Annotated in this window: 15 protein-coding genes; 3 read left to right on the top strand and 12 right to left on the bottom strand. The window is 54.4% G+C overall.

Features of this window, described 5'->3' with window-relative positions:
- Positions 1–811 precede the first annotated feature (811 nt).
- Entirely contained in the window at positions 812–1723 is a 912-nt protein-coding gene (locus O0881_RS04175) for a hypothetical protein (RefSeq protein WP_289910293.1), read from the top strand.
- 281 nt (positions 1724–2004) lie between these two features.
- Here the strand turns inward: O0881_RS04175 and O0881_RS04180 are convergent, their stop codons facing one another.
- From O0881_RS04180 to O0881_RS04205, 6 genes are all read right to left on the bottom strand, one after another.
- The gene (locus O0881_RS04180) at positions 2005–2736 is read right to left on the bottom strand and encodes a hypothetical protein (protein ID WP_289910294.1); all 732 of its coding nucleotides are present in this window, start codon (positions 2734–2736) and stop codon (positions 2005–2007) included.
- Between the two features lie 179 nt (positions 2737–2915).
- On the bottom strand, positions 2916–3203 hold the full coding sequence (locus O0881_RS04185; protein ID WP_289910295.1) for a hypothetical protein: 288 nt from the start codon (positions 3201–3203) through the stop codon (positions 2916–2918).
- Positions 3200–3439: a hypothetical protein gene (locus O0881_RS04190; protein ID WP_289910296.1), complete on the bottom strand. Its 240-nt coding sequence runs from the start codon at positions 3437–3439 to the stop codon at positions 3200–3202. The genes O0881_RS04185 and O0881_RS04190 overlap by 4 nt, the downstream gene beginning before the upstream one ends.
- Positions 3436–3579 carry a hypothetical protein gene (locus O0881_RS04195; protein WP_289910297.1) on the bottom strand — a complete coding sequence of 48 codons (144 nt, stop codon included), beginning with the start codon at positions 3577–3579 and terminating at the stop codon, positions 3436–3438. The genes O0881_RS04190 and O0881_RS04195 overlap by 4 nt, the downstream gene beginning before the upstream one ends.
- Positions 3576–3965 (bottom strand): glycoside hydrolase family 19 protein, encoded by a 390-nt coding sequence (locus O0881_RS04200; RefSeq protein WP_354670205.1) that lies wholly within the window; start codon positions 3963–3965, stop codon positions 3576–3578. Before O0881_RS04200 ends, O0881_RS04195 begins: the two co-directional genes overlap by 4 nt.
- A gap of 130 nt (positions 3966–4095) precedes the next feature.
- On the bottom strand, positions 4096–4323 hold the full coding sequence (locus O0881_RS04205) for a hypothetical protein (RefSeq protein ID WP_289910298.1): 228 nt from the start codon (positions 4321–4323) through the stop codon (positions 4096–4098).
- Positions 4324–4343: 20 nt separating this feature from the next.
- On the opposite strand from O0881_RS04205, the gene O0881_RS04210 reads away from it, so the two are divergent.
- Both O0881_RS04210 and O0881_RS04215 read left to right on the top strand, forming a co-directional pair.
- Positions 4344–4553: a tyrosine-type recombinase/integrase gene (locus O0881_RS04210; protein WP_251348440.1), complete on the top strand. Its 210-nt coding sequence runs from the start codon at positions 4344–4346 to the stop codon at positions 4551–4553.
- Between the two features lie 313 nt (positions 4554–4866).
- Positions 4867–6042 carry a tyrosine-type recombinase/integrase gene (locus O0881_RS04215; RefSeq protein WP_289910299.1) on the top strand — a complete coding sequence of 392 codons (1176 nt, stop codon included), beginning with the start codon at positions 4867–4869 and terminating at the stop codon, positions 6040–6042.
- Positions 6043–6549: 507 nt separating this feature from the next.
- Here the strand turns inward: O0881_RS04215 and O0881_RS04220 are convergent.
- The 6 genes from O0881_RS04220 to O0881_RS04245 form a co-directional block, all read right to left on the bottom strand.
- The gene (locus tag O0881_RS04220) at positions 6550–7245 is read right to left on the bottom strand and encodes a hypothetical protein (protein ID WP_289910300.1); all 696 of its coding nucleotides are present in this window, start codon (positions 7243–7245) and stop codon (positions 6550–6552) included.
- Between the two features lie 96 nt (positions 7246–7341).
- Positions 7342–8253, bottom strand: coding sequence for a PD-(D/E)XK motif protein (locus tag O0881_RS04225; RefSeq protein ID WP_289910301.1), 912 nt, complete (start codon positions 8251–8253; stop codon positions 7342–7344).
- Between the two features lie 29 nt (positions 8254–8282).
- The gene (locus O0881_RS04230; protein ID WP_289910302.1) at positions 8283–8942 is read right to left on the bottom strand and encodes a hypothetical protein; all 660 of its coding nucleotides are present in this window, start codon (positions 8940–8942) and stop codon (positions 8283–8285) included.
- The gene (locus O0881_RS04235; protein WP_289910303.1) at positions 8939–9946 is read right to left on the bottom strand and encodes a hypothetical protein; all 1008 of its coding nucleotides are present in this window, start codon (positions 9944–9946) and stop codon (positions 8939–8941) included. The genes O0881_RS04230 and O0881_RS04235 overlap by 4 nt, the downstream gene beginning before the upstream one ends.
- The gene (locus O0881_RS04240; RefSeq protein ID WP_289910304.1) at positions 9943–12072 is read right to left on the bottom strand and encodes a hypothetical protein; all 2130 of its coding nucleotides are present in this window, start codon (positions 12070–12072) and stop codon (positions 9943–9945) included. Before O0881_RS04240 ends, O0881_RS04235 begins: the two co-directional genes overlap by 4 nt.
- Positions 12069–14882 carry a Z1 domain-containing protein gene (locus O0881_RS04245; protein WP_289910305.1) on the bottom strand — a complete coding sequence of 938 codons (2814 nt, stop codon included), beginning with the start codon at positions 14880–14882 and terminating at the stop codon, positions 12069–12071. The genes O0881_RS04240 and O0881_RS04245 overlap by 4 nt, the downstream gene beginning before the upstream one ends.
- Positions 14883–15806: the final 924 nt, after the last annotated feature.

Raw genomic sequence — 15806 nt, forward strand, 5'->3', positions numbered from 1 at the left:
GTCCGGTCGCGGCCACTTCCTCCGTATGCAGGATCAAGGCTTGAATATCTCGCGCCACCGCGTCAGTAAGTAGCCCACTGGCGGGATCGGCTGCTGCGCCTCACGCGACGACACAGAAGGGCAGTCTGCTGGCCTACCAAGCAAAGCGGGCGTTGTAGCTTCGGTGGCCTTGGCCGGGCATGCAATCGGCCCAGTGAGGCACCATGCCAAACATGGCCGGCGCGATTCCCAGCTGGCCTAGTACCCCGTGAGAGCCGCGCAGGATGGGCGCTATATAGCAGGGCCATGCCTCTGGCGGGAGGTCGAGCTGTAGCGATCGAACGCCGAAGCGGTCTTCGATTTGCTCTTTACGACTGAGAGTGTAGTCGGCGCACATGTGATATGTGATTACTATAGTGCATTATCGATCCTGCGACAACTTCACCAACACAAACCATATAAATCACTTCTGCCGTGCCGCAAAGGCCACGTGCTAAATCTTGCACGACGATACAGACGAAAAGTGGGCAGCATGTGTGGCTATGGGGACGTCTTAGGGCTGTATTGGGATGCAATTTAGCCAAATGAAATACCTTGAGGCCGTTCTATCGTTTTGGCAAGATCAACTGGAAGTTCAGCCATTCGGCGCCCGGGGATTTTTAGCATACGCTCGGATCAAAAGCGAGCCAACACATTGGATATATTTTAGAGAGGTATCAAACTATGACGGAAAATTTCGGGGAGGGAAGAAATGAGATCGTGGCATGCATGCTGTTGACAATTACTCCTCGTCAACGTATCTTGCAACACCGATAATTATTTCACCAATTCCATGAATATTGATTTCTCCCCACAAAAAAATTTATTCTCCCTGCCTATTGTTCGATGGGGCGGCGGGTTTATTTTTTTTATCGCAATAATTAGCTCTATTCTAATTGCTTACGATTTGCGGCACATACCATTTGAATTCAATTCAAATGGATTCGAAAAATTCGCAAATCATTTTAAGGTTCCTGCGACATTTCTTGCGATCATGGCAGCTTTCATTGGATTGTGTGCGGCAAATCATAGGTCGGAACAGTCCAAAGCACAAATAAAATTAACATCCGAGCAAAACACATTCTCAAACCACTACAAGCACCTTGAAGAATTTGAAAATTTTCTTAAAATAATTCATGAAAAAGAGCAGGAAATCTTGGAGCAAAAAAAGGAGCGCTATAAAAAAGACAGAAAATTTGATACCTTGGCACACTCAGAACTACTTGGCCCACACATAGACACAAATCAATATAGATCGCTGTATAGGAGGATATATCCAAAATCAAACTCCGGGAATTTTAAACCATCCCTTGAATATACAAATAGCATAAATTCCTTTACAAAATTTATCCTTGAAACCTACCCTACACTGTTCAGCAATGATATGAATGTAGTTAAGGATGGAATCCTGAATGCCCATACAAAAACAAAAGATTTCAAAAGTAAGAATTTCATAAATATAGATTATGACACTTATGAATTCGCCAGACTGAAAGACAAAACACTCAAGGTGCCACATGGAGATTTTATGTTTGTATTTATTGAGGCATTTTGCGCAATTGACCTAATTAATAGGGTTATGGATTTTGATTTCAACCATCAAACAAACGATGAATTTGATAGAATTAAATTTCTCAACAGTCCTGATAAATTAGAAACAATAAAATTAGATATGTATAGTGAAAAGTCTTCTTTATTTATCTAACGACATTGATATCAATGCCTAAATTTGGCAGTATTTTTGGCTGCCTGTTGTCGCGTTTCCGCTAGATTCTTCGCGGCACACTGTGCCGCACCCTTACAACGAGGATCAGGCGCTGAGCAATTCGCTAAGGCTGATCACTGTTGCCAAGAGCATGTGCTGCCGGGCAACACGGTGCTCAGGCATCACATGCTGCACGATTATGCGGACGAGAAGCGAGCGGCCCGGGCAGCGCTGGGAGAAAAGCTAGAAGTGCTACAACCTACTCAGTTTTGCTCAGACCATCAATCTCGATCAAATACCCCTGTGAAGCGGCCCCATAATCCATCCCAAGCCCATTTAAAAACCTCTATAATATTTTTCTGATATTTCTTATGATGCTTAAAACTTAAAAAATCACCTGGCTTTAACTTTGAAACACTAACAACCTCATTTAATGGATTATAAAAAAATCCAAAGTCAGAAACCTGCCCCAAATACCGGATATTACTATCGGGGACAGCTGGAACAACTTGATCATGCAAACCAATCGTAGAAACCACATAAAGGTAATTTTTTCCGCTTATTATTTTTTCAGCGTCTCGCAAACCCAATGAGTAAGAAAACGGGATTGCAACAGTGAAAAAGAAAACTGCTGTAACCCTAATGCTACGTTCAGGAAAAATATCATCTAGTACATTTTTACCCGTTAAAAATATGGAAACCGGAAGAGCAATCAACACAGACAGAATATCCCATTTATTTTCTCTGCCAAACAGCAACACAACACATGAAAAAACAATCCAAAAAAAACAATATTTTTCTCCAGTGTTGACGCACCGCCGCCCAAAACTTGAATTATAAGCATCATTATCCATTTCAGAATTTCGCAGTGGCTGCACAAAATGACCGATAACTAAACCAACAACAAAACTTGACATGCTAAATAAAAGCGGAAACAAAGAATTTTTAACTACCCCCGGAATATCTATATACTGCAAAACATTAACATTAAAGGATGACCAAAAACCCCACAAATACAAGCCATTAACGCAAATTGCATAAGCAGAAAAAAACGGTAAATATTTTTTATAAACTGAAAACTGATCTTCATTTTTCTCTTTTTAGACAAAATTTTCACCTTTAAAATTTCGTTTTTTGAAGCTCAGATCAATATGGGAATTACTGCAAATAAATACTTCCTTATTGTATATGCTCAATTGCGAAGTTGGCAACCTTCGATTGCAGCCCCTAACTTACCTTCATATAACCTCCCCCGCACCCAGTCCCGCGCGAGCACTAGGATAATCTCACCGTCCGTTGCCATCGACGGGATCTTGTCGAACTCGTAGTCGGGGCGCGGCGGTATCTCGCCGAGGCACGGTACCATCACTGGCACATTGATACGAACTGGCGCCGACGGCGGCGCGCTGACGCAGCCGCACAGCAGCACGGCCATGGCCGAACTTGCCAATTTGTTCAAGTGGACGATTGCCCGGTTCATCGTACGCCCTGCAGCAGCAGCCTGACCGCCGGCATGGCCTCGTCGCAGGTCGTGGCGCGCACGCCTACGATGTGCGCCAGGGCCGCGTCGTACTTCCTCCCCTTGACGGCAGCCGCAGCCTGCGCTGCGACACCACGCTCCTGCGCAGCCAGCGTTGCCTTGGCCATCCCATCAATGGCGCGATTTTGTTCGCTGATCGACGTGCGCAGCGCTGCACTGACGCCCTGCTCTTTCACCAGCGCCGCGCGCGCCACATCGCGGTCGCTGGCGGCCAGCCGGTGCCAATGGAGCTGGCCGCCACCAGCAGCACGCCGGCCAGCAGTATGGCCGAGGCCTTCCAGATGCCGCTGAGGGCGGCGCCCGCCAGCGCGATCATGCCAGCACCCGCTGCGCCACAGCGACCAGCGCCAGGCGCTCGGCCAGGCCATTCGTGCCGCCATTGATCCGCCGCGTCACCTTCACCTGGTCGCCGGCATCGGCCAACGCGTTCAAGCCGCGCGTCTGCCAGAACCAGCTGGCCGAACGGCAGGCGTTGATGGTCTGCTCCAGCAGCTCAGGCTGAGCCAGCAGATCCAGGCCCAGCGCCTTGCCACAGGCGGCGTAGTTGACACGGCCGGTCACCTGCAGCAGGCCGCGCCCACGAAAGCGCACGCCGTCGCCGCGTTGCGTGTTGCCCAGGCCGGCGCGCCCTTCGTAGGCTTGGCCGCTGGCCAGCTCACGCACATAGCGCAGCTGGCCGGACTCGTGCCCGACCTGGGACAAGAACGATGCTTGGCGCACCGGGGTCGTAATACCAAACTCCAGCATGGCCGCGTTCAGCGGCGCCAGGAAGGCAACCGCGCGCGTACGCGCCGCGGCATGATCGCCAGCAGCTGGACCAGCGTGACGGCGCTCACAGGCCACCCCGCACATCCTTGACGGTGGCGGCCGCATCGCGCGCCAGCTCGCCAATGTCCTTGTCGCGGCGCTTGTCGAACCAGCGCACCGTGGCGCCCAGCACCCACCAGGCAGGCAAGCCGGCGGCCACCATCAGCGGAGCGGCGATGAACAGGAAGCCCAGGGCCGGGTCGCTGCCGTACAGCACGGCGACGGCGCGCGCGCTGTCGAACAGGCCTGGCATCCGCTTGGCGCCGAGCGCGCGTGAAGGCGCGTATGGAGCATGTGAACTTTCATGACCTACGGCATTCTTGTGCCAGCATCATGCTTGGCTTGGGGGGCGATCTTTATACTATTAGCAAGATTCTCGGTCACAGCAATGTGCAGACGACCCAGCGCTATGCGCACCTCCAGGTCGATGCGCAGCGTGCTGCGTTGGATAAGCTATCGGTGCTAGTACAAAACAAAAAATAAAATTACACAGGCTAATTGCACAAGCACAAAAAAAGCCGATCACGCAATGTGTCGGCTTTAATGTAAGTACTTGATTTTACAGCGAATTCTTGGTGGGAAGTGCAAGTTTCGAACTTGCGACCCCTGCAGTGTGAATGACGAAAACGTGCATCTGCTTGGATGTCACTGGACTATTCCTTCATAGGAGAAAGCATCATCTTGATCTGCTAACGTCCGCCGAAATGTGCTACTGTTTCCCGTACTTTTCCCGTACATTGAGCACTGATTCTACGGTTGAACACCTACAACATTCTTGCACGTTACGGAGGATGGCATGGCCAACAAAATCGATACAGTTACAGCGCGCAACAAGCTGAAAACTCGGCGTGAACCGTATTGGCACAGAATCAGCAAAGGCTTCTATATCGGGTTTCGCAAAATGTCAGATAGCTCAAGCGGAACGTGGCTACTTCGACATCGTGATGAGACAGGAAAGGAAGTCGAAAGTAGTCTCGGCACGTTAGATGAACATATGCATCATGAACGTTTTGACAGGGCTGTAGCAGTCGCACGTGAATGGTTTTCTCACGCGGCCACAGGCGACGCTGGTGCCATTCATCAACCGACAACTGTATTGGATGCCTGTAACGCGTATGTGAAGCGGATCCAGGAGCTGAAGGGTACCAAGCCAGCACAAGACCTCGCCGCACGTTATCGCCGATGGATCACGCAGGATCCTATACACAAGATAGAACTGATGAAACTGACCCGGGACCACATGAACGACTTTCGTCGTCGCATAGTAGCTAAACCCGTCACCATTAACAAGGCTGGTGATGTCCGGGAGCGTTCCAAGGACAGCGTCAATCGCGATATTGCGGCGGTACGCGCAGCCCTCAATTGTGCATTCGCTGACGGCAAGGTCAATTCGAACTTTTCCTGGAGCGAAACTCTGAAAGCATTCAAGAACGTCGCCAAACGAAGGGATTTATATCTGGATCGCGAGCAGCGGCGAAATCTCATCAGACATGCGCCAGAGGATCTCGCAGCATTCCTGCGAGGATTATCCATACTGCCACTTCGCCCGGGGGCTCTTGCTGCCCTCACCGTGGCGGATTTTGAGCAGCGCCTAAGCGTACTGAAAATTGGCAAAGACAAGGGCGGCAAGGACAGGAAAATTAAACTTCCTTCGGAAATTTCTCAGCTATTCGAGATGGCCGCCGCAAACAAAACAGCGACCGCCCCCCTACTGGCGCGTGCCGACGGACAAGCCTGGAACAAGGACTCCTGGAAAGATCCCATCAAAAACGCAGCAAAAAACGCAGCTCTGCCAGCAGAAACAAGTGCGTACACATTGCGTCACAGTGTTATCAGCGATCTTGTCCATGGGGGGCTAGATCTTCTAACCGTTGCGCAAATTAGCGGCACATCAGTCGCAATGATCGAGAAGCATTACGGTCATTTACGTAGTGACGTCGCGGCTGTCGCGCTGGCCAAACTCGTTTTATAGTTACTACTTGTCACGACCTTCTCGCTCAATGCAACATCGCTTGTGGCACTTTTGAATTAAAGTATGTGCGGAGGGATATGGAGTCGATGGTCTTGCCCCCGTAGAACACCTCTATGAAATGCGACTCATGAGCACTCCCCCTGTCTCGCCCCCCTGCCTCCTAAGGGCTGCCTGATCTTTACAGTGCAAGTTTCAAATTAGAAACAAAGTAACCACAGATCACAATAGCCTACGACAGCGCCGGGGGAAAATGGGTAACTTCCGGTATCTTTTGCGTTAAAGTGATCTGACTTCATCTTCCATTGCCCCAAGTTTTACCGAAAGTATCACAACCATATGAAGATAAAATAAGTGAAAAACAGAGATATTTTAACAATTTTTCAGCATTTCCATTTCAGACATCGACTGCTCATGTTTCTCATCAGAATTAGTGCGATTCAGAAAATCTCACAGACTTGAACATCGGCGAAACTTCAACAGAGCTTAATTTCAGTAATTCCACTCAATTTATTCCCAACGCTTGCGCAACGTACGGATCGTTGCATCTGACCGGAGAGGCCTCTTGTCCGGTCCCCGCAGGGTAACGGATCCTTCTGGCAATCCGAACACCGACTCGATGCTGCGGGCGATACTGCCGACGCTGGCATCCGAGCGTGCAGCGCGAAAACGCACCGGCAGTTCAACTCTTGCAGAGCCTCCATCACTCTCCCCCGTATCATCTATGTTGCCCTCGCTATCCTCGCAATTGTCCATATCGTCACCGGAAATTTCGCAGTCGAAGTTATGAGCATTTGCATACCAGACATGCTCTTCATCCGGCCGCCACAGAAAACCGTCCTCGATATGATACTGACGAAGGGCATGCGACTGATCGAACTGATCCCCCGAACGGACCTTGAGACCCGGGGCTGACCCGAACGACGTTTGCAACGCGGCAAGAACCCGACAGTCGCCGGCAACGCTGAAGAACGCTGAGTGGCCATAGTTTCCAAAACTGACACTAGGACCGTGGGTAACGTATATCGTTGCACGAAGGTCGTTTTCCGCGGCAGCAAGCGGCGCGATGGCAGCTTCGACGAGCAGTGCATAACCGCCAGCCTGGTCGGGCAACGTCCCGATGTCGATTTCGACTGTTGGTGTCGGTTGGCGTGACTGGACAAAATGCAGTTCGTTTACAGGTTTTGTGATCAATGGATTCCCCATTAAGTTCATTCGGTCGAGCCGCCCTTGCGGGACAGTTCGGAGAAGCCGTATTCCGGCTGTAGCACTTCCAGCGTCCGCCGGGTGAGCGGGATCTAGTCAGAAAACCACACTCGTCAGCCCGGACAGGTCAATCTGGTATTCAATATGTACAATTCCCGCCGGCAGCGTATCGTTCTTGAAGCTGGATGGGACAATACGGGGGAAATCTGCGTCCACAGGGTAAAGTCTGGACTCCAGCACGGCAAATGTTTCGTTACGAGCAGAGCAACCGTCTTCGAGACCGCATCGTGTCAGAAGGTCATCGAGCAATGCAGCGGAAACGCCGGCGGCGCCGAGCCGCCGACATACACCGTTGATCGACTCGCCTGACACCGATGGCTCGAAACGATAGTGTACCAGCGCGAGCTTTCTTGTCTCGGCCATCGCAAGTTGGAACTGGCCGGACACATGGACGCGCGATTCGTACCGACTCACCGTCGACTTGATCTCATACCCCGCATCGAAGGTAACAAGATCAACTGTACCGCCCAGCGGTCCGCGCCAGTCCACGTCCTGCCCATCCTTCACTAGGCGCTCGAGCGCAAGCAACTCAGCAAGAGTAGCGTAACTGCTTTGGGTGATCACTGCGTTGCCGAGCAGATGGCGCCAGCGGTCCCACCACGCTACGGGATCGGCAAGCAATACCGCTCGTGTCGCGCCGTTGTCCCCAGCGTCAACCATCTGTGCACACACCACCGCGAACTCGTTGCGTAGCGACAATATCGATGACTCAAGGCGCAACAGCCTGCGCGGCACATCATCGACCATACGTTCGACGGTAGCAAGCCGTGCACCGACAAAACCCTCGGCAACCAGTCGATCATTCCGAAGCTCGATGGCTACACCGAAGGTCCCATGCTCCCTGAATACCCACGCCGGTGCGGTTGCCGGCATGGCCATAATCGGAAGCATGCGTCCACTGTCATCAAGATTGGCAAGTCCGCGCCGGATCTCTTCCAGTACATCCATTCAAGTATCCTTTCGTCCGTTCGGGGTGATCAACGCACGCTGGCCACGTAATCGTGCAGCTCGCGCGCGTATCCCCCGATTCCGCCGTCGCAGAACCACGGCTCGGTTACCACCACACGTGCAGTGTTCAGTTTCATGAGAGCGCGGAATTCGTCCTGCGAAAAATGCCTTCGAATGCGCTCGCGGAATAGTGCGCGCATCAACTCGACTCGAAACCCGCCTCTTCCGGGACGCTCGACCAACTGAGCGATTGTATCGGTCGTCACGTCGGCCAGAACGGCACGCGTTTGCTCTTCGTTCTCCTGCCACGTCAGATGAACAAGCCACCAGATAACGCGCAGCCAGATACGGCTGCGGCTGCGCCAGAACCTTACAGCCGGTGCGTTCGGCCATCTTGCTTCGACCAAATCAGGTACCACCCTGAGCGACAGGAACCGCCATACGCTGTCATCCGCGGCAGTCCGCACGTCCATGCCTGCTTCACCCAAGATGCGATAGAGGGCCAGTCCCGCCGCGACGTCGTATGCGCCGGCACCAACACTTCCATCAAAGACGAGAATTTCCTGTAGTATCCGCTCCCGAAGGGCCGCATTGTCGGCCGACAATCCGGCTGGCGCAAAGCCGCCTGTCGTGATCATCTCTTCATGGCATCGGTAGGCCATGGTCGGAGTCAATTTCGACCATCTCATTGTTCACCCTCGTTTTTCGTTTCTGCTACCGTTTCCGCTGCAGACACTGCACGCACGCGGCGGTCCAGCCAACGTTGTGCGGAAGCGAAAAGTGTGCGAGGGGAGCTGGTGTCCAGTCCGCCATTACGCACAAAGAGGGCCGCAGCTTCGGCAATGGTAGCAAAGTCAGCGAACGGCACCGGTCCGCAGACAATTTCGTCGAAATCAGCCTCCAGCTCCGCACTTACAGAATGCACCAGCAAGGCTACCCAGGATGCAAGTACATGCCGCATCAGTGGTGTCTGGCCACGTTGCGCTCCCTGCCGTTCCCGTAACTGCGAGAACAACTCGTGATCAGTGTTCAGGACCAGCGATACGTATTCGCTCGTGAAGGGCTCTTCCTGCGGATCGCTCCAGGCAGCGCGCATTTCCCAGAGAGCTTCCTCCGGGCCCAGCGACTCCTCCAGAACCGGAAACAGTGAGCCGTCCCCGTCGATCACAATGCGGGCAGCGTTCGAAAGCGGCCCCAGACGGGCGCCTTTCTGGCGCGCCAGGCCGGCATCGCCAGCATGCATGCTGCCGGGGCTCCCCAAGAACACTTCTGCAGTAAGCATACCGGTGCCCCGTATGCTGCCGGCAGGCAACACTAGTAACAAGTTGATCGTTCCATCGATCGCAGGCAACTGGTCCAGCGTCATGCGTACAGGCAGACCGAGGCAGCGCCATCCCGAAGCCGGCGACGTCCATTCCAGAGAAAGCAACAGAACAGCGTCGTCGGCGGCCACCCCACTGGTGCCGAACAGGGCACGCAGCATGGACACGTTCTGCAATGTGCAGCTGACAGTCAGGCCGTGAAAATCGGCGTTCCAGTCACTATCGGTTCCAAGCGAGAATTCGCCGCCGCCCAGATCGAGTGCGCCCGGGTTCGGGCCTTCCGAGCCGAAGACATACCGCATGCTGGGACGAGGCATGTCGGAAAGCTCTGTGGACAGCGTGCGGTAGGGATTGAGTACCGTCCTGCTCATGGATTCTCCGCGTCGATGTGGACGAGACCCGCGACAAGAACCGGGCGCAACATCCCGGCACCGCCGCCGACGATAACAATTCGGAGCAATCCGCGGACTTCATCGATCACACCGTCGCCGACAGCACGTACAAGAATATCTCCGCTGCAATCACGGGTGGCTTCCGCACAAGCGCCGGAGGCGCCCTTACTTTTCGAGTCGATCTCCAGACCATCCAGCAGGAACGGGAACGCTCCAAGTCCATCCTCGCCCCAATTCTGCAGGGTGATCGGCCCGCTTTCCGAATCGACATTCAGCGAGATTTTTCGGGGAAGACCACGGTCAGCGCTGCCCCACCGGAGGCACCATCGTACCGCGATGCCTCGTTCTGAGTAGGCAACGTCCAGAAGTTCGAGAACCGGGGCAGCGGGCATGGATCGGCGGCGGCGTCCACCAGCGCCACCGCTTTCACCACCTCCTACTCGACCTGTGCCGCCGTCACCAGCCCCGCCCTGCCCCGGAACCTTCGGTGGCGGCGATGGAAGCCCGGGAACACCATCGGTACCCATACCTCGTTCGGGGAGAAGCAAGCCGGCGAGGTTACGCGCCAACCGGATAGACGGTGCAGCAACAGGAGCTACCGTCCGTTTGCTGCCGAAATCGCGTAGAATCCGGCCACAGTTTGCGCGAATCTTCTCGATTATTTTCAATCCGGCAGCGTCATACCAGGCTGCATGGTCCGCGCGTTCGCAACCTCGTAAATATGACTCCAGCGTAACCTGTGAATCGCTGCGGATCCCGCGTCCGGCATCCGCGAGAACCCGATCCTGCTTTGGCACAAATACTGCCACAAGGTAACGACTGTCGACTCGCTCCGGCGCCCCTCCTGCCCAACCGCGGCTTTCGGTGCTGTCATCCCAGCACACGCACATCCCCGGCTTGCGCATGAAGGTTACGAGGGGACGATAGGGCGGAGTAGCATCCGAAATACCGAAAACGCAAAGCCCTGGATCAAAATGATTGAGAGGTGCGCCCATTCCCAGCTGTTCCGGAGTCAGCAGAGCAGCGGCCACGTCCCCTGCCGGCCCGCTTGGTTTGAACAGGTTGCGAGGCGCTACTAGATGCTGCATGACCGCGTCCGCGTCGACGCCGGCTCGTGTCAGATAGTCACCGCCATCGATCGGTACACCGATTGCCCTGTTGTACAGCGCCTGCGTGGCCTGAAATACCGGAAGCATCTTCCCTGAAGTGATGATCTTGCCATTCACAGATGCGGTAAGTCGCGGACCCGTAGCAAAATGGCGGTTGTCGAGTCGTGCGCAGAACCATCGTTCGAGTGCAATGGCGACGTAGGCATCGTAAGTTTCGTACCACCACGGGCGCCCTAGCACCGCGCCCTCCTCATCCGCATGCGCACCCGGCACGAGGTCGTCACGAAGAAATGGAATAATGATCGAGGTGCCGGTTTCGGTACCGGTAAAGTGCTGCACCCGAAGCATGTCTAGCGCGCGGTGGATCTCCGTCGCTCGAGTGATTGGCCTGAGACCCGCCTCCGTCCCCCACCAGCCGATACCGGTTCGTGTTTCGCGCTGGAGCCTGTCGGATCTAGTTTCATCCTCGACTAGACTGGCCACCAGGCGTTCTTGGTAACCGTCATTCAGCTTGATCCGGCTGTAATAGAAGACAAGACCGAGTCCCATACGGAAGTAGCATGTCTTTCCCAACCCCCAGGAGCCGCCAGCGCCGATGTCGCTGCGCGTGCGGCCGATTTCGTAGACAAGCTTAAGAAGGTTGCCATGTACTCCATCCGGGCCTATATCCTCAAAACACAGCGGGCCTGTGAGTCCTTCCGTCAACGAATCGCGGATCTCGAGAAGCTGACCGCCTTTCGGGTGCCGTGCCATCAATACCTTGCGATCAATACCTTCGGAAAGCAGCGAAGTAATCGTTTCAGTGGCGTGCTCACGCAAATGGAAACCGATCCTGACCTCGCCGCCAGACCGCCGGTCAAGCGCCGCATCCAGCGCGTTCTGCACCGACTCCCGGACCAGCAGATCCAGCCGGGGCATCTCCTCGTTCTGCATCGCGCGCAGAAGAAACGCACCGGACTCCTGCATCGGTCGGAGCGGCAGTCCGTGATACCTCATGCGCAAACCTCTTCGCCAGTGCCCGGCAGGTCGTCATCGAACGCCAAAAGTACAGGCGGAATGTTGACCGTCAGATGGACGGCGAAGCTGGTCTTGCGATCAGTGACTCCCGGCAGCCAGAGACTCAAGCCGACGATGTCGGCGTCTGACTCGAGCTTTGCGCGTGGACGACTTTTCTTGTTCTGTGCATCCCGTGTGGCAGGCCGGAGCTCGCTGTTCCTGTCAATACGGTAAATAAGCAGCTGGGGAATCCGGCCTACGCCACCTTTTTCCCGCAGAAGATCGACCTGAATGTTGTTAAGAGGGACCTTAGGCTCGCCCGGCATCGCGGTGCCAGCGTCCGCGAGCAAGTCTCGCGGGTCTCGCAGTGCACCGATTGAGAGTGCCCCGTCGCTCCGGTTGGATAAAATGCGGGTACGCGTGACTGGTCCCACTGAGCCACCCGGCAGTTCCCATGCCGCCCCCGGTTCAGGCGCACTTCCGGCCACAACCACATTCCATAAACTGTACCCAGCATCGGCTGACTGGCTACCAATCCACTCCAGAAAAGGGCCGATCTCGGAAAAGAACTGACTGGCACCGTGAAAGCGATACTCGCCGAGGAATGCGCTCACTGCCGAGACGCCGACATCGCGCCAGACAATGCTGTTGCCCCGACCCTTCTCTGAAATGCCGGCAGCGGCCAAGAAGGACTCCGTGCGGGCAAGATTTTCCAGATGAATTTCTCGCGCGCCCGCCCCGTCGTGGAACAACGTAGTCTGCCTGTTGATCCCCGAAAAATCGTAGTCCGCAACCACGGTCCGCTGCATCCGGTTCTTCGCCGTCGGCTTCAGCCACGAAGCCCTGGGGTGAACACGGACCCGCGGGCCAAACTCGGAAGGACGTGCGCCTCGATACATGAACCGCTGCAGGTCATCCCGCAGGTCTTCTTCCGCAACAGTCATGAAAGCAAATTTCTCGCGTGTCGCTTCTGGCATCCAGATACGCGGAAGCAGTTCATATCCCTTCCGGTAACCGAACCAGCGGCCCATCTGCATCAGAGAATCAGCCTGTGCCGACGCACGCAGGAAGAAGGTGCTGACGAGGTTTTCGATGGTCAGCCCTCGAGACAGCGTACCTCCCCCGATAACGATGAATGCAGTTGCGGTATCTGGAACACGAGCTTGCTCGGGATCCGGGTAGAAAAGCCGCCGAACCTCGTTTTCATTGGAAATGCCATTATTGGCACAGTTGTCGACGCATACGTGGAGGCCATCGTGGTACGTACGCTCATGGTCCTCGTCAAGCTGAATTGCAGTGACCGTCGACACCAGTGGTGCAAGTCCTTTCGAGAAATCCGCAAACACAGGGTACTCTTCCACTCCGGCCAACCGGCCGTACGATGGGTACCGCTCAGCGAGACTGTCGGCGTCCAGGTCGGTGGTGCGCTCATCCCAGACCTTCCGGCAGCGTGAAATAAAGGAAGGCAGATCCGCACTGCAGGTAGCCAGGAACTCGCGCAGCGCCGCCTCCACGGCCGCATGGTGTCGCTGCGCAGCGCTGGTATGCACCAGCATGCTGACGGGCTTCCGGAATTTCTTGTGTCGCATTGCTGCCACGCAGCACAGGAACCACAGCACGGCATCGCGCAGTGAGGCCGGCAATATGGTTCCCTCTCCCTTGTGAAGGGCGTCGAGTACCTCCAGGTCATTCGGCGGGACAACCTGCACAATACCCAGCGCAGATCTCCCTGCTTCAGGCAAACCGAAGATCTGAACCGGTCCAAAATGCTCGTCCGACTGTGGCAATGCAACGATGAAATCTTCGGGGTACAGCGATTCCCCAGGACCTTCGTTGAGAAAATTTGCTGCCGGCGTGGCTGTGTAGGCCACATAGTTTACGCTCTGTACCGGAAGCCCGACCAGATCGACGATCAATTTGTTGATCCGCGAACGCTCTTCTTTTGAAACGTTCGCGGTATTGATGCCACCCTGGTCGGCCTCATCATCGATGATCAGGATTCTCATCTGCTCCATGCCAAGCTTGTATTTACTGATCCAGCCAACGAGCGCCTCCAAGCGCGACGCGTTCTTCAGGCTGACGATCAAGTGACGATCATGACCGGCTGCGTGGAATTGCATGTCCTGTGCTCTCGCGCCGTTCGAGCTTCCCGCCGATGGATGATCGATGACTTTCCAGCTCAGATTTCCAGGGTGGCTAAGATCCTTTACCAAACGGTTTCGCGTTTGGATACGAAGATTTTCCAGTGTCCCGCTCAAAACAATGAAAAGATTCCATCGGTAATCCGCAGCCATCGAAATAAGACCTGCCATATTGGCGGTTTTTCCCGATTGCACGTGACCAACGACAAGCCCCTTCACCGCGCTCTTGCCCTTCGTATTCAGGCGCATCCGGCGGAGAATATGAAGGACCGAATTTTCGATGCTGTCGACGGTAGCCTGCTTCCAGTCCTGGCGTTGCAGGTGAGCACGGTACATCTGCCAGGCACTCCTTTCAACGGACGGAACCTGGATGTTCTGCTCGACCTCTTCGGCACCGACAATCACGAGCGGACGTGTGGCCGCCACGGACATTTCTTCGGCAGACTTCTTGGCACCGAGGATCGCATGCCACTGTTCAAGCCGTTCGACTGCATTGATGCCGAGTGACGGCCAGAAATGCGTCTCCTCCTGATCAATGAACCATCTATCCAGTTCGTCGGGCGTGCGCTTCAGGTGTTCGAGAAATTCCCAGTCCCTGCCATTTCTTCGAGCTAGTTCAATATATCCGCGGTAGCAATCATATTTTGGGTCGGTGATAGAGTCGGGCATGGGGTCCTGTTCCAGAATACAAATATTTTCGGCCTGCCCCGCCAACTCCCCGCTTATGACAAACGTATTGGTGGAACCCTGACCGGCTGCATGAGAAGGTTAAAGTAACCTTCAGGGAAAATCCGCATTGAACGACCTGGCAACAAGACCTGAAGGTATATATATCAGTTGCCATGATGATCAACGAACGATGCGCTGCTCATTATGACAAATATAATACCGTTGAGCAATTCAATCCGTTGACGACATTTTCACTCCTGGGACAATCACATTTAGACCGACGCAGCAGAGCACGGCCATTAGCACAGGCACAGATAAGGCCATCTTACATTCATCCAAGACTTTGCAGGCCTTGATGCATTATGTGAACACCGGCACGTTACCGATCGCCAATAACCCGGTCGAAACCGTAATTCCGCCTATCGCCATCTGGAATAAGAATTGACTATTCGCCGACCGTAAGCGTGCCGATCCGCACGCTGGCACCATCCAAACCTCGTCAGGTACCGCGATGCTTAATCGCCTCGATCCATTACATTCGCTAGCCAGCGCATTGGAACGTATCCCAAGGCCAGCTCGAATAACGCAGTTTTGGTGGTTTGCGATATTGCGCAAGTCGGGTTCGAAGAATTTCAGTTTGGATTTAATGATCGCATCAGCCGGAGCGGCAAGGTAGAGGACCGGCGTGTGCAGGGAAATGCGGCACAATTTATGGCTGCCTAGGCTCGCCCTGCCGTTCAGAACGGCGCCAGGCCATCTTCCTTCAAATATACCAATCGCTTCAGGTGGTAGCTTGCCACTTTCAAATGCAAGGCGCAGTTGACACGGACTACGCCCGCGCAGCGTACAAGCTTTCCGCCCATTTTCGCCAACGCAGTGGAAACGTGCTTAACTCGAGCGCGCGATGTGGCGATACAGCAGTTG

Origin of the sequence: Janthinobacterium sp. SUN100, from assembly GCF_030397705.1 — a bacterium.
Classification (GTDB): Bacteria; Pseudomonadota; Gammaproteobacteria; order Burkholderiales; family Burkholderiaceae_D; genus Janthinobacterium; species Janthinobacterium kumbetense.

What these genes read in the sequence shown, in the direction of transcription:
- O0881_RS04175 (WP_289910293.1), top strand. Translation starts at nt 812, where the DNA reads ATGAATATTGATTTCTCCCCACAAAAAAATTTATTCTCCCTGCCTATT.
- O0881_RS04185 (WP_289910295.1), bottom strand. Translation starts at nt 3,203, where the DNA reads ATGAACCGGGCAATCGTCCACTTGAACAAATTGGCAAGTTCGGCCATG.
- O0881_RS04195 (WP_289910297.1), bottom strand. Translation starts at nt 3,579, where the DNA reads ATGATCGCGCTGGCGGGCGCCGCCCTCAGCGGCATCTGGAAGGCCTCG.
- O0881_RS04205 (WP_289910298.1), bottom strand. Translation starts at nt 4,323, where the DNA reads ATGCCAGGCCTGTTCGACAGCGCGCGCGCCGTCGCCGTGCTGTACGGC.
- O0881_RS04215 (WP_289910299.1), top strand. Translation starts at nt 4,867, where the DNA reads ATGGCCAACAAAATCGATACAGTTACAGCGCGCAACAAGCTGAAAACT.
- O0881_RS04220 (WP_289910300.1), bottom strand. Translation starts at nt 7,245, where the DNA reads ATGGGGAATCCATTGATCACAAAACCTGTAAACGAACTGCATTTTGTC.
- O0881_RS04225 (WP_289910301.1), bottom strand. Translation starts at nt 8,253, where the DNA reads ATGGATGTACTGGAAGAGATCCGGCGCGGACTTGCCAATCTTGATGAC.
- O0881_RS04230 (WP_289910302.1), bottom strand. Translation starts at nt 8,942, where the DNA reads ATGAGATGGTCGAAATTGACTCCGACCATGGCCTACCGATGCCATGAA.
- O0881_RS04235 (WP_289910303.1), bottom strand. Translation starts at nt 9,946, where the DNA reads ATGAGCAGGACGGTACTCAATCCCTACCGCACGCTGTCCACAGAGCTT.
- O0881_RS04240 (WP_289910304.1), bottom strand. Translation starts at nt 12,072, where the DNA reads ATGAGGTATCACGGACTGCCGCTCCGACCGATGCAGGAGTCCGGTGCG.
- O0881_RS04245 (WP_289910305.1), bottom strand. Translation starts at nt 14,882, where the DNA reads ATGCCCGACTCTATCACCGACCCAAAATATGATTGCTACCGCGGATAT.